The following is a 21,550-nucleotide window of genomic DNA, read 5'->3' as shown; positions in this document are numbered from 1 at the left end:
CCGCAGGGTCCTGGGAGAGTAGGACGTTGCCAAGCGACGAAAAAGAAAGACGTTATCCAACTGGATAGCGTCTTTTTGTTTGCTTTTAATAGGTATTAGAAATGAGTGCTTTGCTTTCCTTTACATTAATTTTTGGAATTTTTAAGATTATAAAAAAAGTATAATAAAAAAGCCACCAGCTTATTATCTCTGAATTTACAGAAGACATAGCGGGTGGCTTTTACCATTCTTACGTAGTATTTTGAAGTGACAATTTTTATGGGCAATAACTTTTAGAGATTATCGTCCATTCTGGTTCTTTCTCTGAGCATTACATAAAGACAATAATTTATTGAGGTAAATACTTATTGAGGCAAATAGGAGGTTTCTCATTGATCAGCTGATATAGTAAGATACATCTTCTTTACTCAATTTAAGCATACCGTCTTTACGTTGTCGTGTTAACCTCACTAAAATCATAAGGCGTGGAATACATAGCCAGAGGTGCCATACAACGAGAGAGGCCGAGAAGGAAACAGGCAACCACATAAACAAGACGGCCGTAACACAAAGTCCAATCCATGTGGTATGTAGTAATACACGTCGGAATATAGAATAGCCCATGTATTGATCGGGCAGATAACCAATCCATGGATACTGGAATTGGAAACGCCATCTTTTGCGCAAATGATTCACTGTCATTATAAGGACGGATCGGGATATTACAAATTGGATCCATAATACCAGTGGGAAAGATAACAGCCAAAAGCCAATGCTCTCCCAGGAATAATAATACAGCTCTATAATCAATGCGATAATAGGCAGAGACAGATAGCTCCAGAACCATAGCTTGGAAATTGTCCATTTTTTGATGAGTTTGTATTGATAAAATGTTGCGTTTTGCTGAGGCTCTGCTGCCATAAGGGCGCAATCCACCTTTCTGCATGGTTTAAATAGTATTCCATATGTATATCGGTTTTTAGTAAATTTTTCAATACAGCACTTTAGGCTCAATTCTGATAGGGAATAAAGGAAGCGTCCTGGGAATGTGAGAGCTGCGGCTTACATTTCACATCACTGCTGTAGTCGTTAGTAGGACAGGACAATGCCTATTGTTATGATTATAATAAGAATACGCTATGGCGTACAATAAATTTATGGGAATGACATTATGAATCATAAAAAAAATGAACAATCTGCTATAGAGGATAAACTTTTGGAGACTGGTAATAGACGGGCTGGTAGAGCACCTTTGTATGAGAAGCTTGTGAAGTATGTTGGTTCGAGTCAACGGAGTTTTCATGTGCCGGGGCATAAAAATGGAGCTGTCTATCAATCAGTGGATTTATCAGAGAATTTTGGACAGGATCTGATGGAACCTATGCTAAGAATGGATGTTACAGAGATCGAAGGAACGGATGATCTACATCATCCGGAGGAAGTGATTCTGGAGGGACAGCAGCTGGCTGCAGAATGCTTTGGGGCAGAAGAAACCCACTGGCTGGTCGGCGGCAGTACGACAGGCAATCTGGCTTTGCTGTTAACAGTATGTACTCGTCCAGGAGATATCGTTATAGTACAGCGCAATGTACACAAGTCAATTATTCACGGATTAATGATGGCTGGAGCCAAAGCTGTCTTTCTGACACCTGATATGGAGCCTGGCAGTGAGCTGGCGGTAGTTCCCAATCTGCAGAGTGTAAGGGAGGCTCTACATACTTATCCTGAAGCCAAAGCTGTTATGCTGACGTCGCCCAATTACTACGGGATAGGTAGCAATCTGACGGCTATTGCAGCGGAGTGTCATACTCATCATATCCCTCTGCTGGTTGATGAAGCACATGGAGCGCATTATGGTCATCATCCATGCTTTCCAGCCAGCGCGCTGAGAGCAGGTGCTGACGGCGTTGTACAGTCTACTCATAAGATGCTGGCAGCAATGACTATGGGGGCTATGCTGCATGTACAGGGGTCTCTGATTAACCGTTCCTTGCTGAAGCAGCGGCTGACGATGCTTCAGAGTTCCAGTCCTTCCTATCCAATCATGGCTTCTCTTGATTTGAGTCGCTACTTGCTCGATACATACGGAGCAGAACTGTTTGAAAAGGGATTACAAGCAAGGGATCACTTTGTAGATGGATTAGATGGAAGCAGCCGTTTTAGTGTATTGAGGGTAAGCTCGGCTGTTTCTAGAGTGCTTTCTAAAAACAGGGAAACAGCAGCTAGAAATAGAGATATGGATAGAGACGATGGAGACCTGTTCTACTGGACACAGGATCCTTTTAAAGTAGTTATCTATGATCGTCTCCATCATTTATCTGGCACACAGCTGCAAAAACTGCTGGAACAGCAGGGATGCTTTCCTGAAATGAGCGATGAACGTTATGTAGTACTGGTGTTCAGTCTGGGATCACGTATGGAAGATGCTCTGCAGGCTCTGCATGCGCTGGAGCAGATTAAAATAGAACATAGTGTAAATACAGAAGAAAGTGACATAATTGAGCTAGAAGAGCTAGAAGAGCTAGAAGAGCTAGAAGAGCTAGAAGAGCTAGAAGAGCTAGAAGAGCTAGAAGAGCTAGAAGAGCTAGAAGAGCTAGAAGAGCTAGAAGAGCTAGAAGAGCTAGAAGGATTAAAATATTCAAAAGACGTAACCGGTTTACAATGGCTGAATGAAATCTCTGTTCATGATACGATTGCAGGAAAAGCATTACCGGGCTCAGTCACAGCTGCTAAACAGCGTAATACAGGTCCATCTGATCCGGATTCACGGAATTCCATCATGCCTATGGTATCTGAACCGGTAGAATTTACAATGATGCCTGTATCGGAGGAGCAGATTGAGACGGTAGCTCTGGAGCAAGCTATAGGGAGAAAAAGTGCTGAAATGATCATTCCTTATCCGCCAGGCATACCGGTATTGTATCCAGGTGAACAAATTGGCAGACAGGTCCAGGAGCAGCTTCTGCTTGTGCGTGACCATCATATGAAAGTGCAAGGAGCAGCAGACTCTTCTCTGCAAAGTATTCGTGTCTATCGGCAATCTGTACAGGATACGGAGTAAAACACAAGAAACTGCCGAAATATACGGCAGACGGGTTCAAGCGGACTGTAATACTATAAAATGGCATAAAGGTTCGTATGATATAATAAGAATATAAGGAAATCTGAAAGCAGCAGAAACACACAGGCTGCTGCAGTAATATCAAAAGATGAGGCCAGCCTGTCGTCTGGACCGTTGGATAGGGAAAGCAGGAATAAAATGAAGCAAAATGGATTGTTTATTGCAATTGAAGGTATGGATGGAAGCGGCAAAACCAGTCAGTTAGAGCGGATCAAGCAGTATCTTGCCGGGAAAGGGATATCCTTTTTATCGACGCGGGAACCGGGCGGCATCTCGGTATCGGAACAGATTCGGAATGTGATTCTGAATGTGGACAATCATATGAGCGGTCTGACAGAGTGTCTGCTCTACGCCAGTGCCCGCAGGGAGCATCTGATCCAGAAAGTAATACCGGCCGTACAGTCGGGCCAGCTGGTCATCTGTGACCGGTACGTTATGTCGTCGCTTGCCTATCAGGGCTATGGACGAGAGCTTGGACAAGCGGTACTGGATATCAACCGTCTGGCCATTCAGGTGGATGACCGCGAATACTGGGCCGATGTGAACATTTATATCAATGTTCGTCCGGAAGTGGGTCTGGAGCGAATTATGGCCAAAACCAGTGATCGTGAGATTAACCGGCTCGATCTGGAAGCGATTGATTTCCACCATCGTGTATATCAGGGATACATGGAGTTGTCCCGGCAGTATGCAGACCAGTTCATTATGGTCAACGGGGAGCAGAGCGAAGAAGAAGTGTTTGAAGAAATTCGGCAGGTGATCGACCGGCTGCTTACCTTCAAATCCAGACAAGCAAGTGAGTTAGAATAGAAGAAAGTGGTTACAATATTGGAACCAGGGTGGGAAAAGGATTTTAAGTTGGTTGTGTCAAATGAGTAATCAAAGAAAATGATGCTAGATTCTGATCGAGGAGGCCATGATAATGAAACTGATTATAGCGATCGTACAAGATAAAGACAGTAACCGTTTGTCCGGAGAGCTGGTAAAGGCGAACTTCCGTGCAACCAAACTGGCCAGTACCGGGGGATTCCTGCGAGCGGGAAATACAACATTTCTGATCGGGGTAGATGACAGTCAGATTGAAGCGGTAATGGACGTTATCCGCAACAGCTGTAAGATTCGTGAGCAACTGGTTACTCCTGTTACGCCGATGAGCGGTACGACCGATTCGTATCTGCCATTGCCGGTAGAAGTCCAAGTGGGTGGCGCTACCGTATTTGTACTGCCGGTTGAGCGGTTTGAGCACTTCTAATCGATCTTTCTTTCATAGGATTCAGTAAAAGTGTAAATTTACGTAATTCTTATGCAACATAGCATCCAATAAATAGTATAATAAATAAAAGGTAAGGATCGGGGACAGTTACTGGAACCGGTCCATCTTCTTTTATACAGACTTAAATGGGCAGATTGGACGCCATTTCATGCTGCGGCATGATGGCTTATTATAAATGGAACATAAATTTCTTTTTTTTACGATTTGCTATTCTTTAATGGCTGCTTTTAAACGATACTGATATATATATATCAGTATTTGGCAGGCCGATCAGACAGGAAATGATTTAGCATACGCTAATTACGATAAAAGGATGGTTAAAAACCAGTGTATTCCTATTACAGGTGCAATGGAAAGGAAGATATTTATGAAAATTAATCCCGGTTACCCGATGATGAAGAGTAACCCCGTTATATCGGATACACCCAATAAAGTGGTACAGCAAAAGAATTTCTCAGACGTACTGCAAAATCATGGTACACAGGCTACACATGATGAAGTACAGCGTCAATTCAGAGAAATCCAGATGCAGGGTGAACGTCTGGCCAAATCGATGACACTGCGTGAACTGAAATCCTATCAAATGCTGGTCAAACGCTTTCTGGAAGATACCGTTCGCCGAGGCATAGGCTTAAAAGAAACGCACAGCTTTGATCGTCGTGGACGCAGCAAAAAATATAAACTGCTTGATGAAGTCGATGCGGCGCTGATCAGCATGGCGGAAGATCTGCTGAACAGTGAGCAGGGAAGAATTGAACTGCTGCAGCGGATGGGCGAAATCCGCGGGCTGCTGGTTAATTTCCTGTACTGACCCCATCACATAGTCACTACTATCCAGGCAGGAGAGGGAGCCTGCAGTTATGCGGCATCTGTGGTATGAACAAACAGTGTGCATGACTGCAGGGCACGGTAAGGAGGAAGTATGTCTTTTCAGGAAATTATTGGACAGGAAATGGCAAAGCGGGTTCTGCAGAACGGACTGCGTAACCAGAAAATCTCACATGCCTATCTATTTAACGGACCGGGTGGCAGCGGCCAGCTGAAAATGGCACGCAGCTTTGCACAGGCGCTGGTATGTATACATCAGGGCGAAGAAGCCTGCGGAGAATGCATTGAATGCCGTAAGATGGAGCATGGTAATCATCCCGATTTTCATCTGGTGGTGCCGGATGGCAGCTCGATCAAAATTGAACAAATTCGCGAATTGCAGCGGATTTTTTCCTATCGTTCCGAAGCGGGTAACCGTAAAATATATATTATCCAAGATGCCGATAAAATGACGGTACAGGCTTCCAACAGTCTGCTCAAGTTTCTGGAGGAGCCGCCTGCACCGGCCGTCGCTATTTTGTTGACCGAAAATGTGCAGGCCATTCTGCCCACGATTCGTTCACGTACGCAGCCGGTCATGTTTACTGCGCTGGATCCGCAGCAAATGACGCAAATTCTGGCGGATGAGAACTTTCCGATGCCGCTGGTACGGTGTGCAGTACAGATCGCTTCCGACCCGGATGAATGCCGCGAACTTCTAAGTGAGAATTGGTTTGCAGAAATTAGAAACGTAGTGTTACAATTAGGGAAGGAATCCGCCGGTAGAGGAAGCATCAGCCTCATAACCGCGCAGCAAAAGTTGTTCAAGGGCGGACTGGGAGATCATCTGGAGCAAGTATTTGATCTTTTCCACCTATGGTTCAAAGATATGATCCATATCCAGATCGGCAGAAATGAAAGTATCGTTTTTATAGATCAGTTAGAGTCTCTCTCCAAGGTGGCTCACACCCGCAGCATGCAGCATTGGATATCCTGTATGGCGCTTGCTGCCGAATGTAAGAAAATGCTCCGCTCCCATGTGAATGGGCAGCTGTGTATGGAGCAATTTCTCATAGGGGTAAGTGGCTAAGGTATAGAGGAAACTTCTGTAACTGGACGGGCAGTGTATACATCGTGCGGAACACATTACTGGAAGAGCAGCGACTTTTTCAAAACACGCCATGTCCGTGAGAACTAGAAGGGATCTTCTTATCGTTTTTGCAGCAATTAGTAGGAACGGTATTGGCAAATGAGGAGGCTTATCTTTTGTATAACGTAGTAGGCGTCCGCTTCAAAAAGGCGGGTAAAATATATTACTTTGATCCGCTCGAATTTGCAGTGGATAGCGAGCAGCATGTTATTGTCGAGACAGCAAGAGGGATCGAGTACGGTAAGGTTGTCATCGGGCGCAAGCAGGTGAATGAGGATGATGTGGTTCTTCCTTTGAAGAAGGTCATCCGGATTGCCGGTAATGAAGATGCACAGATTGTTGAAGAAAACCGGGTTGCGGCGAAGAATGCATTTGCAACTTGTCTGAAGAAAATCAAAGAACACCAGCTCAAAATGAAGCTGGTCGACGTTGAATATACATTCGACCGCAATAAGATCATTTTTTACTTTACTGCGGAAGGCAGAGTGGATTTCCGGGAACTGGTCAAGGATCTGGCCAGCATTTTCCGTACACGGATCGAGCTTCGGCAAATCGGGGTTCGGGATGAAGCGAAGATGCTGGGCGGGATTGGTCCATGTGGACGAATCTTGTGTTGTTCTTCCTGGCTGGGGGATTTTGAACCCGTATCGATTAAAATGGCCAAGGATCAGAGCCTGTCTCTGAACCCGACCAAAATCTCAGGATTGTGCGGCCGTCTGATGTGTTGTCTGAAGTTTGAACATGACAATTATGAAAGTATCAAAGAAGAACTTCCTGCTGTGGGAAAATTTGTCGTCACCTCGTTGGGAGATGGCAAAGTTGTGGGCATCAATGCGAATTCCAGAACTGTGCATGTCCAGATCTTCGATATCAGCAAGGTCAAGGAACTGCCGTTTGATGAGGTGGTTGTGAAGTAAACCGGTCAAAGGCTGCTTTTGAGGTGGAAACTTGGAAAAGAAAAATCTTTTTGAGCATATTCATGAACTGGAGACACAAATGAACCATATGCACGGAGATATGGGAAGATTAAAGCTCGCCGTTAAAGAGTTACTGGAGGAAAACCAGCGTCTTACGATTGAAAATGAGCAGCTGCGCCGTGTACTCAAAAAAGAAGTGCCTGTTGAAGTAAAAGTGGCAGAACCCCAAATCGCCGAGATTCTCAAAGACACGCACAGTCATCCCTATCCGGAAGTGGTCGGAGAAGGGTACGATAATCTGGCACGCCTGTACCATGAAGGATTCCACATCTGTAATGTCTATTATGGACATCTGCGTACAGAAGGCGACTGTCTGTTCTGCCTATCGTTTTTGAACAAATCCGAATAATGTATCCTATAAGCCGCGGAGTGCATCCGCGGTTTTTATGTAGCCGGAATATGGAAAGGAATAACCATGAACCAGGAATTTACCGAACCGGGAGAACGGATCGATGATCTGTTAACCAATAATCTCAAAATTATCCAGAGCCGCGAAGTGTTCAGCTTCTCCATGGATGCTGTACTGCTCGCCCGCTTTGCCAGTGTACCGCCGCAGGGACGGATCATGGATCTATGTACAGGCAATGGAGTCGTACCGCTGCTGCTGAGCACACGGACCCGGGCAGCTATTGAGGGCGTCGAGATCCAGGAACGTCTAGCCAGTATGGCACGGCGCAGCATAGCCTTGAACGGGCTGGAGGAGCGGATCACGATCCGGGAGCAGGATCTGAAGGAAATGCCCCTGGCAGGAGAGCATGGCAGCTATGACGCTGTGACAGTGAATCCTCCCTATGCCCAGCTCACAGGCAGCGATATTAAGCTGAACATTCATCAGGCGATGGCGCGCCACGAGATTGGCTGTACGCTGGAAGATGTCATTCGTACAGCGTCCCAGCTGCTGCGTACAGGCGGGAAAATGGCAATGGTTCATCGTCCACACCGACTCGTCGATATTCTGTCTCTAATGCGTACGTATGGGGTCGAGCCCAAACGGGTTCGTTATGTACACCCTCGCGTCAATATGGAAGCCAATATGGTGCTGGTGGAAGGACTGCGCGCCGGCAAGCCGGAACTGCGTATTTTGCCGCCGCTGGTCGTATATAATGAGAATAACGAATATGTACCCGAAATTATGGATATTTATTATGGGCAAAAGGAGTCATTATGAGCATACAGATTCAGAAAAGCTTTGCTGCTCAGCATACGGAGAACCATCCTGCCGGGGAAGCCGGTGTTCTATATCTGGTGGCGACACCGATTGGTAATCTGGAAGATATGACGTACCGGGCGGTACGCACCCTGCAGGAATGCGATATTCTGGCTGCAGAGGATACCCGTCAAACCCGCAAACTGTTGAGCCATTTCGAGATTACGCCGCGCAAGCTGGTCAGCTATCATGAACATAACAAAAAGGCGAGCGGACCGGAATTGATTCGCCTGATCTGTGAAGGACAGAATCTGGCACTTGTCAGCGATGCCGGTCTGCCTGCCATCTCTGATCCGGGTCAGGAGCTGGTACAGCTGGCTCTGGAACAGGGCGTACGTGTCGTTCCTATTCCAGGGGCCAATGCAGCCCTGTCTGCACTGATCGCTTCCGGGCTGTCTACGGACCGGTTTACCTTTATCGGATTTCTGCCGCGTGATGCACGGGGGCAGGAAGAGGTTCTGCAGGGAGCGCGTGCCGCGGAAGGAACACTTTTATTTTATGAGTCACCGCACCGGGTGATCAAAACGCTGAATGCCATGCTGGAGCATCTGGGCAACCGTCATATCGTACTGGCGCGGGAGCTAACCAAGCGTCACGAAGAATGGGTGCGTGGGACGATCCAGGAAGCGCTGGCCTGGCTGGAAGAACATCCGCCGCTGGGAGAATACTGTATTGTGCTGGAAGGGCAGTCGGCCAGCGAGGCGCAGGCAGAAGCTAACGAGTGGTGGCAGCAGATGTCGATTGAGCAGCATGTTGAACATTATGAACAGCAGGAGCAGCTTCCTCGTAAAGACGCGATGAAAAAGACAGCCAAAGACCGCGGTCTCTCCAAAAGAGATGTCTATCAGGCTTTGCTGTAAACTGCAATCGTTATAACAGAATGGGTAAAATATTATAATAGAAGAAAAGCGGTGAAAAGGGATATTGGCGCGACGTCAAGGTCCCTTTTTCCTATGTAAGTTGGAAGTAGACATAAAAAGAAAGTATAATGTAATTCAGGATATTCATAGGAGCGTATAAAAAAATGCCTCTACCCAGACAATAAATGCCAGGTAAAGGCCCAAGGAGATATGAAAAGGTTAGAATTAATAAGTTTATGGGTCTATTATAACCTATTTTATTTATTTTGTCACAGGAACAGGAATTTCTGAAATGCATTCGTTACAAACAATTTTACCTTTGAAGTAAGTTACATTTTCAGCATTGCCACAGAAGATACAAGCTGGCTCGTATTTTTTGAGCATGATGCGCTCGCCATCCACGTAGATTTCCAGAGCGTCTTTCTCGCCAATACCCAGTGTACGGCGCAATTCGATAGGAATAACAACGCGTCCCAATTCGTCTACTTTTCTTACAATACCAGTTGATTTCATCATACTGATCAATCCTCTCAAGTTTGGTTTTATTGGTTTAATTTTGTTTTATTAAGTGTCAGTGTTCGACAAATTTCTATCTTTTATGATATTCATAATACCAACGTTTCCCAAATCAGTCAACCTAAAAATTATATAAAAAAGCCTTTTTTAGAGCAAAAATGCAATTTTTTTTTATATAACGTAGGTTTTGAGAGATATTATTTATATTAAAAGTACTTGTCGATTTGGAAAATGATTTATTGTATATAACGACACTGTTCGACAATAAAGACATGATTCCATTTTAACGCATAGAAAATACTGGAATCAAGTTTCGGTAAAGGAGGGCTATACATTGAAACCTATACAACCTTTGGAAGAAGAAAAAGTATTTAAAGATCCGGTGCATAACTATATTCATGTACAGGACCGTCTGATCTGGACCTTGATCAATACGCCCGAATTTCAGCGATTGCGGAGAATCCGTCAGCTGGGCACTTCCTATCTAACTTTTCATGGTGCCGAGCATAGCCGGTTCTCTCACTCTCTCGGGGTATATGAGATTACACGACGGATTATTTCACAGTTCGAACGCGGAGGATATGAAGATTGGCCGAGTGAAGAACGAATGGTGGCACTGTGTGCCGCACTGCTGCATGATCTGGGCCATGGACCATTCTCTCATTCCATTGAAGAAGCATTCGATATGAATCACGAAGAATGGACCTGCCGGATTCTGCTTGGCGACACGGAGATCAATCGCATTTTGGAGGAAGTGGAACCAGGATTCGCAGACAAGGTCGCTGCCGTGATCCGCAAAGATTATGAAAAAGCGATTGTTGTTAATCTGGTCTCCAGCCCGCTGGATGCGGACCGGATGGATTATCTGCTGCGGGATGCTTATTTTACCGGCGTCAATTACGGCACTATTGATATGGACCGTATTATTCGTGTGCTGCGTCCGCATGATGGACGGATAGTGGTCAAGGAATCCGGAATGCATGCGATCGAGGATTATCTTATGTCCAGATACCAGATGTACTGGCAGGTCTACTTCCATCCGGTTACCCGGAGCTCGGATATTGTACTGCGCCATATTTTCCAGCGGGCCAAAGAGCTGCATGATCAGGGATATTCGTTCCGGTTCCTGCCGCATCCGCTGCCTTCCTTATTTGAAGGAACACTGACTGTAAATGAGTATCTTCTATTGGACGAAGCACTTGTACAGACGGTCTTTATGCAGTGGACGCTGGAGGAGGACGAGATTCTGGCCGATGTGTGCTCACGCTTTATGGAGCGGAGACTTTATAAATATGTAGAAACAGAATTAATCGACCTGGATATGATCGATGAGATTCGTTCCGAATTTGAGAGAGCCGGCCTGCATCCGCACTATGATCTGGAAATCGATTTTCCGACAGATCTGCCTTATGATGTATTCCGTCCGGGCGATCCGAAAAAAGAGAAACAAATCCTGCTGCTGAATCGTCAAAATAAAGTGCAGGAAATCTCGGAAGTGTCGGACGTGGTACGTTCGATCAGCGGTATCCACCGCGGCAGATACCATCTGTACTTTCCACAGGAAAAGCTGGAAAGGGTAAAAAGCCAGTTGTCCAAGCAGGTCGCGGATATTTTTGAAGACAAGCTGGGCCCGGCGCAGATGGAATTCGAAATTTAAGTCCTATGGACCAAAAATAGAGCAAGGTGAAGTAAAGGAGAGTTAAGTATATGTTATTTGATACACACACACATCTGGATTCCAAAGATTTTGATGGAGATCGCAAAGAAGTCATCGAACGGGCCTATGCCAACGGTGTGACGCGGATGGTAAATGTAGGCTTTGATCGCGAGACGATTCCTACAACGATGGAGCTTGTTGAAGCGTATGATTTCATCTATGCGGCAGTAGGCTGGCATCCGGTTGAAGCGATCACGATGCAGCCGGGGGATCTGGAATGGATTGAATCTTTATGCAAACACGAGAAAGTAGTGGCTATCGGCGAAATCGGTCTGGATTATCACTGGGACAAATCACCAAAAGAAGTGCAGCACCGTGTACTGCGTGAGCAAATCGGTCTGGCACGATCGATCAACATGCCAATCGTGATCCATAACCGGGAAGCGCATGAAGACATTGTGCGCATTTTACGGGAAGAAAAAGCGTCCGAAGTCGGCGGCATTATGCACTCGTTCTCGGGCAGCTGGGAGACCGCCAAAATGTGTCTGGATATGGGCTTCCATTTGTCGTTTGGCGGACCGATTACATTCAAGAATGCCAAGCAGCCAAAAGAGGTACTTCAACAGGTACCGATGGACCGTTTATTGCTCGAAACAGACTCCCCATATTTGACACCTCATCCTTATCGTGGAAAAAGAAACGAGTCAGGTCATGTGCGTCTGGTAGCCGAGGCAGCTGCCGAGCTAAAAGGGGTGTCACTGGAAGAAATTAGTGAAATTACGACCAAAAACGCCCTTACATTATTTGGCATACGGTGAAATAGCGAGAAAAACCACCGAAAAACCGAGCTATACGGATATATGAATGAATTTTAATGAATAAACGCTAAAATGTTACAAGATTTTAACTACTTTTTAAGAAAAACGGAGTTGCCTATCGCTTTACAGTGAGGTTGTGTTCGGGATATCATTTCATCAGTGATTTAATCTTGTTATTGATAAACGAGATTCCATGATTCGGTCTCGCTGAGTTTCCTACATAGGAGAACGGGGGAACCAACAGCTGTCTTCAGCATTCAAACCAGCAGTAACGGAAGACAACTTGTCTGATTCCTGATACAGGGTCTTTGGGGTGAATTGGGGATACTTGCGCCATGAGCGGAGGACTCTTCAAAGGGCATGCAGTACAAGCAGTAAAAAGTGTCCGAACCCGACAGCTAACCTCGTAAGCGATGCAGAGGCAACCTCGCATTTTCTAGTGTTTCCCGAATGTTGTAATCGTCGGAAGCCAGGAAGAGTTGCTCTTGCGCTTTTCCATAGGCTTCTTTTGTTTTGGCTAAAAGGGAAAGCAAGAGTGTATTATTCTGAATATCACTGTTCAGAATCAGGAAGCCGCTAGGACTGACCATGGCGCAGGTACCTATTACATCATGAAAGATTGTCGAATGTTTGATGATCTTACAGCAACACAAACGGCCTGCGAAAATTCTTATATAGTCGCGTCACATTTTATTTACGTCACAGCTAGACGGCGAGACTATGAAGGAGGACGGAAGAAGTGGGAATTGCTCCTTTCGAAGAAACCCATGGTTCACGCTCATCCAGCATGTCTTACGCGCTGAGTTGGAAGCAGAAAAATCTACGCTTTGCCTCGTTAACTGCACTGGCGGTCATTGCGGTCATCGTTATGCTGCTCTCTGTACTGTACAATCAGGCAGGCAAAAATATTTATGTCATCATCGACGGTAAAGCACAGCAAATGGAAACTCGCAAACTGATGCTTTCCGACATGCTGACGGAACACCAGATTCAACTGGCACCACAGGATAAAGTATCCATGCCACTGAATGGCGCCATCCAGGATGGGGATAAAGTCTATATCAACCATGCGGTAGCAGTGAACATCACAGCTGACGGAGGTACCAAAAAGGTATACACGACAGCTAAGACAGTAGGCAATACACTGGAGCAGGCCGGAATCGATTTGAAGGAACAGGACAAATTGACGCCGCCGGTAGAAGCTTCAGTCAAGCAGGACATGGATATCAAAGTCGTTAGAACGACTTCATTCGTAACGAAGCAGACAGTCAAGCTCCCGTACGATGTAGTCAAGAAAACCAGCAGCAGTATGCTGGAAGGCAAGACCAAGCTGGTACAACCCGGACAAACGGGTAAAGTCGTGCAGTATATCGAAAAGGTCTACGAAGATGGAGACTTCGTCTCCAAACGCATGATCGACAAGAAAATGACCACTGAAGTTCAGGACAAGATCGTGATGGTGGGCACCAAGAAAGAACAGCCCAAGCTGCTTGCAGCAAGCACGTCTAACAGTTCCAAATCGGATAAAAGCTTCTCTTATGCCAAAGTCCTCAACAATGTGACACTTACTGCTTATTCTTCAGCAGAGCCGGGTCTGGGTACAACTACCGCTTCCGGTACAAGAGTGACAGAAGGACGTACAATCGCCGTCGATACCAGTGTCATTCCGATGGGATGGTGGGTATACATTGAAGGTATCGGTTACCGCCGTGCGGAAGATACCGGCAGTGCCATCAACGGCAACAAAATTGATGTGTATATAGACAGCCTGAGTCAGGCCAGATCATTCGGTCGCAAGACAGGCTATACCGTGTATGTTATTGGCCCGGTAAAACCTTAGTTTGGCGATAGGATTGCTGTTGCCTGCCTCGGCAGGGCTGTTGTATGATATAGTTATGGTTAACCATGAGCGTGAATAGAACCGACAAAAAGAAGAGGATGAATCCTCTTCTTTTTGTTTGTTATACTGAAGACAGATTCATAGATGAACGCAGAAGGGAAGCGTAAGGCAAAAGTGATTAAAGAAGTGATCGTGGTAGAAGGCAGGGATGATACGGTTGCCATCAAGCGTGCGGTAGAAGCGGATACGATCGAGACAGGCGGATCAGCCATAGGTGCGGACGTGATCCGCCGTGTGAAGCTGGCACAGGAGCGCAGAGGAGTCATTATTCTGACCGATCCCGATCATGCCGGCGAGCGTATACGCAAAATTGTGGCCCAGCAGGTGCCTGGCTGCAAACATGCCTTTATCCCGGAAGATGAAGCCACACGCAAAGGAGATATTGGTGTCGAGAATGCATCACCCGATTCCATCCGCGCAGCGCTGGCACGACTTCATACGGAAATGCCGTCAGCCGAAGTGCTGATTGACTGGGATGATCTGATGATGACGGGACTCGTTATGCACAAGGATGCAGCAGAGCGGCGAATGAAGATGGGCAATCTGCTCGGTATCGGCTACTGTAACGGCAAGCAATTTCATAAGCGGCTGCGTATATTCGGCATCACCCGTGAGGAATTTGCTGCAGCACTTTCACAACTGGAAGCGGAGGAACATTAAATCAATGAGTGAACGACACGATATTGCCACACCCCGACGGACCAAGGAAATTATTAGCAAGCACGGATTTTCATTCAAAAAAAGCCTCGGGCAGAACTTTCTGATCGATGCGAATATTTTAAATAAAATTGTCGAAGCGGCAGAACTGACACCGGAGCGTGGTGCTCTGGAGATTGGTCCCGGTATCGGGGCGCTTACCGAGCGCCTCGCCCAGCAGGCTAAGGCAGTCACCGCGGTAGAAATCGATCAGCGGCTTATTCCGATCCTGAAGGATTCCCTGTCGGGGTATTCCAACGTCAATGTACGTCACGGGGATATTCTCAAAGTGGATTTGCAAGAACTGTTCCGTGAAGACTTCAGCGGTGTCGACAAAGTCAGTGTCGTAGCCAACCTGCCGTATTATGTGACCACTCCGATTCTGATGAAGCTGCTGCAAGAGCGCCTGCCGCTCGATAACATTGTCGTCATGATCCAGAAGGAAGTTGCCCAGCGGATGGCCGCACAGCCGGGAGGCAAGGAATACGGCAGTCTCAGTATCGCTGTCCAGTATTACTGCGAGCCGGAATTGGTCTGCATCGTACCGAAGACGGTATTTATTCCTCAACCGAATGTAGAGTCTGCAGTTATCCGTCTCAAGCTGCGTGAGCAGCCTGCCGTACAGGTGGAAGATGAACAGCATTTCTTTGATATCGTGCAGTCTTCCTTTGTACAGCGCCGCAAGACGATCGCCAATAACCTGAAAACACGCTACTTCACCGGTGGAGATCGGGAGCAGCTGGAACAGCTTTTGGCCAGTGCAGGTATTGATCCAACCAGACGTGGAGAGACGCTTAGTTTGCAAGAATATGCAGTACTCAGCAAGGTATTTTTGGACGCAGGTATCCGCTGAAAATAATCGTTGACAAGATAATTTTCTGACTGCTATAATTTAATGTTCCTTTGACATATCCCTCTTTTTCTGGTATACTGGAATAGGAAAAGAGGTGGTTGTAGGCATGGCTAACAATGCGCTTACGGAGATTAAACGCAATCTTGATGCTCTTGATGCTCATGTTGGGCACAAAATCACTTTGCGTGCAAATGGTGGTCGCAAGAAGACCATTGAACGGACTGGCGTTTTAGAAGAAACCTACCCTTCTGTTTTTACAGTAAAGCTTGATGATGATCATCAAACTTTTGAACGAGTGTCTTACAGCTACGCTGACGTATTAACCGACTCTGTCGAGATTACGGTCTGCGATGAAGATTCCCAGACGCGGATCGAATACGCAGGGAATTGAATAACTGTTTTATTATAAGGCAGTCTTTATCTCCTTTCGGGGTAGAGACTGTTTTGTTTTGTGAATGGACTTCATAATCTATTTTTTTTATAATATGGATTGTTCATGCTGACTGGCAGCCAGCCGGTCTGAATATAGATCAAGAACGGATGGACTGTTGAAGGTGGAGGAACCTCATGAAGTTATACGAAAAAGCGCCCGCTAAAATTAATCTGATGCTGGATGTATTACATAAGCGGCCGGATGGCTACCATGAAGTCGAGATGATTATGACCATGGTAGATCTGGCGGACCGGCTCACGATTTCGGAAATGGCAGGAGATACGATCAAAATATCCAGCCAGGCCGGATACATTCCGCTGGACGAGAAAAATCTCGCTTATCAGGCAGCCAAGAAAGTGAAGGAAAAGTATCATATTCGCCAGGGTGTACACATTCATATCGACAAGAAAATTCCGGTCGCGGCCGGACTCGCGGGTGGCAGCAGCGATGCGGCTGCTGCACTGCGGGGATTGGACCGTCTCTGGAACCTTCATATCCCGCATGAGGAGATGATGGAGCTAGGAGCTTCGATCGGCTCGGATGTGCCTTTTTGCATTACGGGCGGCACCGCGCTCGCTACAGGGCGTGGAGAGATCCTGACGCCGCTGCAGAGCCCGCCGGACTGCTGGGTGATTCTGGCCAAGCCGCCGATCAATGTGTCGACAGCGAACGTATACGGCCGTCTGCAGGCAGATCGTATTGCCCATCACCCATCGGCAGCGAATATGCGTGCAGCGCTGGAGCAGCATTCCTTTGAGCAGATCTGCAGTGAACTGGGCAATGTGCTGGAGGATGTTACCCTGGCGCATTATCCAGAGGTAAGACAGCTCAAGCAGGCGATGATTCAGCTGGGCGCGGATGGCGTATTAATGTCAGGAAGCGGTCCTACCGTCTTCGGACTCGTATCCAAAGAATCCAAGGTAGCCCGTATTTATAATGGGCTGCGCGGCTTCTGCCATGAAGTCTATGCCGTCAGGATGTTAACCTGAATGAATACAGGTCGCAATCTTGTTCATACCATTGTGCTGAATTTATGCAGATTGGATGAAAAAGATTGCGATTTTCTTTTACAAACACGTACAAAAATGTTATATTCACTTTAAATATTCGGATTTTGGTATATAATTGTAAATTTTTTGTAGATAGTGAGGAGTTAAAGTGAAAAAATTAAAAAGGAGTGCGCGTCTGGTCGAGCTAACCCAGTATTTGACATCACGACCACACACGCTGATTCCGTTAACGACTTTCGCTGAACGATATGGAGCGGCCAAGTCATCGATCAGTGAAGATCTGACAATTATCAAGGAAGTTTTTGAAGAAGAAGGCGTCGGGGAACTGTTGACTCTGGCAGGAGCAGCCGGTGGAGTGAAATACATCCCAAGACTGTCACGCGAGAAAGCTTTTTCCTTTATGAATGATCTGTGTCACCAGTTGGAGCAGCCGGATCGTCTGCTGCCGGGCAATTATATCTATATGTCCGATCTGCTGGGACAGCCGGCGATTCTAAATGAAGTCGGTAAAATTTTCGCATCGGTATTTGCCGATACGCCAATCGATGTCATTATGACTGTCGAGACCAAAGGCATTCCGCTGGCTCACGCGACAGGTACACAGCTGAATCTGCCGGTTGTACTCGTAAGGCGCGACCATCAGATGACCGAGGGATCGGCTGTCAGCATCAACTATGTATCCGGTTCCCACAAGAGCCTGCATACGATGACCCTGTCACGCCGGGCATTGAAGGAGAAGTCCCGCGTGCTCATTATTGATGATTTTATGAAGGCTGGAGGAACGATTCAGGGCATGGTCGACCTGCTGGATGAGTTCAATGCGACAGTAGCCGGGGTCGGCGTACTGCTTGAATCCGGTGCAGTAGATACAGAAGATCGCCTTTGGGCCGATTATGTGTCGCTGGCTACCCTGACGGAAATGGATTCCAAAAGCAAGAAAATCATGGTCAAACCTGGAAATTACTTTGAAAATGAAAAGCGATAAACGTTTTCACCTATAGAACCCGTTTTGATAATGAGAATGTCTATCAGTCAATCTTTTTGTAATTCGTCGAAAAACGGCAAAAAAAGCAAAAAGGTAAAAAAATACGCAATAAATTTTCAGAAAAAAAGAGGGATTTCCCCGCCATGTGTGGAAATACACAACCAAGTCTTTATGGACAAAGGTGGTGAACACATATGGAAATAACGGATGTACGACTCCGCCGGGTAAACTCCGAAGGCAGAATGAAAGCCATTGCATCTATCACAATCGACAGCGAATTTGTCGTTCACGACATTCGCGTTATCGACGGTAACAATGGCATGTTTGTCGCAATGCCGAGCAAACGGACACCGGATGGTGAGTTCCGCGATATCGCGCATCCTATTTCTTCAAGCACTCGCGAGAAGATTCAGACAGCCGTGCTGACTGAATACGAACGTGCCGGTCTTGAAGAAGAAGTTATTGAAGAAGGCGCATGATCAAGTACTTATTGGGGTTTAAAAGAAAAGGGAGTCACAGGGAGCAAGAGCTGTGGCTCCCTTTTCTTTTTGTCCGGAATAAGATATATTCAGTATGGAGTTTTTTTGACGGCTGTATAATTATGGTTGGAGATCAATATTACAAAGTCCCGCAAACAGGCTGGTTCCTAGGCAAATTCAGGGATTATATGTATAAATAGATTCAATTATGGAGGGGGCAATTTTTTTGAAAAGGATGGCAGTAGTACTGGCAGCAGGTAAAGGCAAACGGATGAAATCCAAGCTGTACAAGGTGCTTCATCCGGTATGCGGCAAGCCAATGGTAGGCCACGTACTGGACGCTGTACAGAAAGTAAATTGTGAGCGCAGTGTCGTTGTTGTAGGACATGGAGCCGAAGCGGTGCAATCATTCCTGGGAGACCGTGCGGAATATGCACTGCAAAGTGAGCAGCTGGGCACAGGTCATGCGGTGCGCCAGGCGGAGCCGCTGATCGGAGCAGAGCAGGGTACAACGATCGTCATTTGCGGAGATACACCGCTGGTAACACCGGAGACGCTAGAGAACCTGATTCACCAGCACGAATCCGCAGGTGCGGCAGTAACCATCCTGACAGCACGCATGGAAGATCCGACAGGTTATGGCCGTATTATTCGTGATGCGGATGGCAGTGTAACCAAGATTGTGGAGCAAAAGGACGGTACACCGGAAGAGCTGGCGGTACAGGAGATCAACACGGGGACGTACTGCTTTGATAATTCCCTGCTGTTCTCTGCATTATCCAAAGTAACGAACAACAACGCCCAGCAGGAATATTATCTGCCGGACTGCATCACCATTTTGCGTGAGCAGGGCAAACAGATCTCCGCTTATGTAACAGCCGACATTTCCGAATCCATCGGTGTTAATGACCGTGTGGCTCTGTCGGAAGCCGAGCAGTTCATGCGCAGACGTCTCGCCCGCCAGCATATGCTAAATGGCGTAACGATCATCGATCCGGATTCCACCTATATTGGTGCAGATGTACAGATCGGTGCGGATACGGTGCTGCATCCCGGTACCATTCTCAAAGGCAATACCGTGATCGGCGAAGACTGCATCATCGGTCCGAACACGGAGATTGAGGATTCCAAGGTAGACAGCGGCACCACGATCCGTCAATCGGTATTGTCAGAGACTCAGGTTGGCCAGGAGGGCATGATCGGACCGTTCGCATATCTTCGTCCGGGAACCGTACTCGGTGACCAGGTCAAAGTCGGTGACTTTGTCGAATTGAAAAATGCCAAAGTCGGTAATGGTTCCAAAATTCCGCATCTGAGCTATGTAGGCGATGCTGAAGTCGGTTCCGGCGTAAACATCGGCTGTGGAGCAATCACTGCCAACTACGATGGACTGAACAAGTCCACAACAATCATCGAAGATGATGTGTTCATCGGCAGCAACTCCAACCTGATCGCACCGGTGCGTGTCGGCAAAGGCGCTTATGTGGTAGCAGGCTCCACCATTACGAAAAATGTGAATGCCAATGACCTGGCTATCGCACGTGCACGCCAGGAAAACAAGCCGGGTTATGCGGAGAAAATTCGTGCCAAAGCCAGAGCAATCAAGGAACAAAAGTAATAATTTGTGAATCATAAGACCAATTGATTAAATTATTATCCATTTGCACTAACATAATGCCACTATTCGCTAGAAAATTATTATATAATGTTAAGTGTATGATGCTTGTTGAATGATCTGATCGACCATATAGAGAGAGATAAATAAGACCGAGCTGATGAGCATTCCAATGAACCACCACGGAGGGTTTTAACCATTATGACTTATTGTGATTCCAAACTAAAGATTTTCACTTGTAATTCCAATCCCAAGTTGGCGGGTCAGATTGCCGACTATATCGGTATTCCCATGGGCGAATCCCGTACCACCAGCTTCAGTGATGGCGAAATTCAGGTGAAACTATCCGAGAGCGTCCGCGGTTGTCATGTCTACATCATTCAATCGACCTGTGCGCCGGTGAATGATAACCTGATGGAACTGCTTGTCATGGTAGATGCACTGAAACGCGCTTCCGCCAAGAGCATTAATGTGGTAATTCCTTATTACGGTTATGCACGTCAGGACCGCAAAGCACGTTCACGTGATCCGATTACAGCCAAACTGGTAGCGAACCTGATCGAGAAAGCAGGCGCTCACCGTGTAATCGCAATGGACCTGCATGCCATGCAGATTCAAGGTTTCTTCGATATTCCGGTAGACCATCTGCTGGGTGTGCCGATTCTGGCTCAATATTTCCGTTCCAAGCAAATCGAGAACCCGGTTGTCGTGTCTCCTGACCATGGTGGTGTAGTACGCGCACGCAAACTGGCTGATCTGCTCAGCGCACCGCTGGCAATCATCGATAAGCGTCGTCCGGAGCCTAACGTTAGTGAAGTTATGAACATTATCGGTAACATTGAAGGCAAGACAGCGATCCTGGTCGATGATATCATCGATACAGCAGGTACGATTGTACTGGGTGCAAATGCGCTGATCGAAGGCGGAGTCAAAGAAGTCTATGCATGCTGTACGCATCCGGTACTGTCCGGCCCGGCGATGGATCGCCTGGAGAACTCTCCGCTCAAAGAAGTGATCGTGACGGATACGATTCCAATCACGCATCTGAATCCGACCAGCAAGCTGAAAGTATTGTCCGTCGCTCCACTGATGGGCGAAGCAATCATCCGTGTACACGAGGAACTATCGATCAGCAAGCTGTTTGAAATCGAATAATCAATGCATGTAACGAAGGGTTACTTCCTCGGTGGAGGCAAGTAACCCTTATCGGTGTA

At 46.8% G+C, this 21,550-nt stretch carries 22 protein-coding genes and 1 riboswitch; of the genes, 20 read left to right on the top strand and 2 right to left on the bottom strand.

Annotated elements, in window-relative coordinates:
- Nucleotides 1–427: 427 nt before the first annotated feature.
- On the bottom strand, nucleotides 428–925 hold the full coding sequence (locus WH45_RS22040) for a hypothetical protein (protein WP_156075166.1): 498 nt from the start codon (nucleotides 923–925) through the stop codon (nucleotides 428–430).
- A 225-nt stretch (nucleotides 926–1,150) separates the two neighbouring features.
- Between WH45_RS22040 and WH45_RS22035 the strand changes: the two genes are divergently transcribed.
- The 9 genes from WH45_RS22035 to rsmI all read left to right on the top strand — a co-directional run bounded on the left by WH45_RS22035 (nucleotide 1,151) and on the right by rsmI (nucleotide 9,374).
- Nucleotides 1,151–3,040, top strand: coding sequence for an aminotransferase class I/II-fold pyridoxal phosphate-dependent enzyme (locus WH45_RS22035; RefSeq protein ID WP_052723917.1), 1,890 nt, complete (start codon nucleotides 1,151–1,153; stop codon nucleotides 3,038–3,040).
- 198 nt (nucleotides 3,041–3,238) lie between these two features.
- A complete protein-coding gene (gene tmk / locus WH45_RS22030) occupies nucleotides 3,239–3,910 on the top strand; it encodes a dTMP kinase (RefSeq protein ID WP_046216581.1) in 672 nt (223 codons plus the stop codon).
- Between the two features lie 112 nt (nucleotides 3,911–4,022).
- Nucleotides 4,023–4,352: a cyclic-di-AMP receptor gene (locus WH45_RS22025; RefSeq protein ID WP_017815552.1), complete on the top strand. Its 330-nt coding sequence runs from the start codon at nucleotides 4,023–4,025 to the stop codon at nucleotides 4,350–4,352.
- Nucleotides 4,353–4,740: 388 nt separating this feature from the next.
- Nucleotides 4,741–5,184, top strand: coding sequence for a YaaR family protein (locus WH45_RS22020; RefSeq protein ID WP_046216580.1), 444 nt, complete (start codon nucleotides 4,741–4,743; stop codon nucleotides 5,182–5,184).
- A gap of 111 nt (nucleotides 5,185–5,295) precedes the next feature.
- The gene (gene holB / locus WH45_RS22015) at nucleotides 5,296–6,270 is read left to right on the top strand and encodes a DNA polymerase III subunit delta' (RefSeq protein WP_046216579.1); all 975 of its coding nucleotides are present in this window, start codon (nucleotides 5,296–5,298) and stop codon (nucleotides 6,268–6,270) included.
- 176 nt (nucleotides 6,271–6,446) lie between these two features.
- Entirely contained in the window at nucleotides 6,447–7,247 is an 801-nt protein-coding gene (locus WH45_RS22010) for a PSP1 domain-containing protein (protein ID WP_017815549.1), read from the top strand.
- Nucleotides 7,248–7,278: 31 nt separating this feature from the next.
- Nucleotides 7,279–7,656 carry a DNA replication initiation control protein YabA gene (gene yabA / locus WH45_RS22005; protein WP_046216578.1) on the top strand — a complete coding sequence of 126 codons (378 nt, stop codon included), beginning with the start codon at nucleotides 7,279–7,281 and terminating at the stop codon, nucleotides 7,654–7,656.
- Nucleotides 7,657–7,722: 66 nt separating this feature from the next.
- On the top strand, nucleotides 7,723–8,475 hold the full coding sequence (locus tag WH45_RS22000; RefSeq protein WP_046216577.1) for a tRNA1(Val) (adenine(37)-N6)-methyltransferase: 753 nt from the start codon (nucleotides 7,723–7,725) through the stop codon (nucleotides 8,473–8,475).
- On the top strand, nucleotides 8,472–9,374 hold the full coding sequence (gene rsmI, locus WH45_RS21995) for a 16S rRNA (cytidine(1402)-2'-O)-methyltransferase (protein ID WP_046216576.1): 903 nt from the start codon (nucleotides 8,472–8,474) through the stop codon (nucleotides 9,372–9,374). The genes WH45_RS22000 and rsmI overlap by 4 nt, the downstream gene beginning before the upstream one ends.
- Nucleotides 9,375–9,635: 261 nt before the next feature.
- Here the strand turns inward: rsmI and WH45_RS21990 are convergent, their stop codons facing one another.
- Nucleotides 9,636–9,890 (bottom strand): AbrB/MazE/SpoVT family DNA-binding domain-containing protein, encoded by a 255-nt coding sequence (locus tag WH45_RS21990; protein ID WP_017815545.1) that lies wholly within the window; start codon nucleotides 9,888–9,890, stop codon nucleotides 9,636–9,638.
- Between the two features lie 334 nt (nucleotides 9,891–10,224).
- On the opposite strand from WH45_RS21990, the gene WH45_RS21985 reads away from it, so the two are divergent.
- The 11 genes from WH45_RS21985 to WH45_RS21925 all read left to right on the top strand — a co-directional run bounded on the left by WH45_RS21985 (nucleotide 10,225) and on the right by WH45_RS21925 (nucleotide 21,491).
- Complete coding sequence (locus WH45_RS21985) at nucleotides 10,225–11,547, top strand: HD domain-containing protein (RefSeq protein ID WP_046216575.1); 1,323 nt, start codon at nucleotides 10,225–10,227, stop codon at nucleotides 11,545–11,547.
- 50 nt (nucleotides 11,548–11,597) lie between these two features.
- On the top strand, nucleotides 11,598–12,365 hold the full coding sequence (locus tag WH45_RS21980) for a TatD family hydrolase (protein ID WP_046216574.1): 768 nt from the start codon (nucleotides 11,598–11,600) through the stop codon (nucleotides 12,363–12,365).
- A 195-nt stretch (nucleotides 12,366–12,560) separates the two neighbouring features.
- A riboswitch (cyclic di-AMP (ydaO/yuaA leader) is annotated at nucleotides 12,561–12,793 on the top strand.
- A gap of 311 nt (nucleotides 12,794–13,104) precedes the next feature.
- On the top strand, nucleotides 13,105–14,205 hold the full coding sequence (locus WH45_RS21970; RefSeq protein WP_046216572.1) for a 3D domain-containing protein: 1,101 nt from the start codon (nucleotides 13,105–13,107) through the stop codon (nucleotides 14,203–14,205).
- 174 nt (nucleotides 14,206–14,379) lie between these two features.
- Nucleotides 14,380–14,925 (top strand): ribonuclease M5, encoded by a 546-nt coding sequence (gene rnmV / locus WH45_RS21965; protein WP_046216587.1) that lies wholly within the window; start codon nucleotides 14,380–14,382, stop codon nucleotides 14,923–14,925.
- Nucleotides 14,926–14,929: 4 nt separating this feature from the next.
- Entirely contained in the window at nucleotides 14,930–15,814 is an 885-nt protein-coding gene (gene rsmA, locus WH45_RS21960) for a 16S rRNA (adenine(1518)-N(6)/adenine(1519)-N(6))-dimethyltransferase RsmA (protein WP_046216571.1), read from the top strand.
- Nucleotides 15,815–15,920: 106 nt separating this feature from the next.
- The gene (gene veg / locus WH45_RS21955) at nucleotides 15,921–16,205 is read left to right on the top strand and encodes a biofilm formation stimulator Veg (protein ID WP_046216570.1); all 285 of its coding nucleotides are present in this window, start codon (nucleotides 15,921–15,923) and stop codon (nucleotides 16,203–16,205) included.
- Nucleotides 16,206–16,381: 176 nt separating this feature from the next.
- On the top strand, nucleotides 16,382–17,236 hold the full coding sequence (gene ispE / locus WH45_RS21950) for a 4-(cytidine 5'-diphospho)-2-C-methyl-D-erythritol kinase (protein ID WP_046216569.1): 855 nt from the start codon (nucleotides 16,382–16,384) through the stop codon (nucleotides 17,234–17,236).
- Nucleotides 17,237–17,405: 169 nt separating this feature from the next.
- On the top strand, nucleotides 17,406–18,242 hold the full coding sequence (gene purR, locus WH45_RS21945) for a pur operon repressor (protein WP_046216568.1): 837 nt from the start codon (nucleotides 17,406–17,408) through the stop codon (nucleotides 18,240–18,242).
- A gap of 194 nt (nucleotides 18,243–18,436) precedes the next feature.
- A complete protein-coding gene (spoVG, locus tag WH45_RS21940; protein ID WP_046216567.1) occupies nucleotides 18,437–18,721 on the top strand; it encodes a septation regulator SpoVG in 285 nt (94 codons plus the stop codon).
- A gap of 226 nt (nucleotides 18,722–18,947) precedes the next feature.
- Nucleotides 18,948–20,339, top strand: coding sequence for a bifunctional UDP-N-acetylglucosamine diphosphorylase/glucosamine-1-phosphate N-acetyltransferase GlmU (glmU, locus tag WH45_RS21930; protein ID WP_046216565.1), 1,392 nt, complete (start codon nucleotides 18,948–18,950; stop codon nucleotides 20,337–20,339).
- 198 nt (nucleotides 20,340–20,537) lie between these two features.
- Entirely contained in the window at nucleotides 20,538–21,491 is a 954-nt protein-coding gene (locus tag WH45_RS21925; RefSeq protein ID WP_046216564.1) for a ribose-phosphate diphosphokinase, read from the top strand.
- Nucleotides 21,492–21,550: the final 59 nt, after the last annotated feature.

The sequence above is a fragment of the Paenibacillus wulumuqiensis genome, from assembly GCF_000971965.1.
GTDB lineage: Bacteria > Bacillota > Bacilli > Paenibacillales > Paenibacillaceae > Saccharibacillus > Saccharibacillus wulumuqiensis.
Note: the sequence above shows the minus strand (reverse complement) of the source record. Positions and strands in the feature narration are given on the sequence as shown.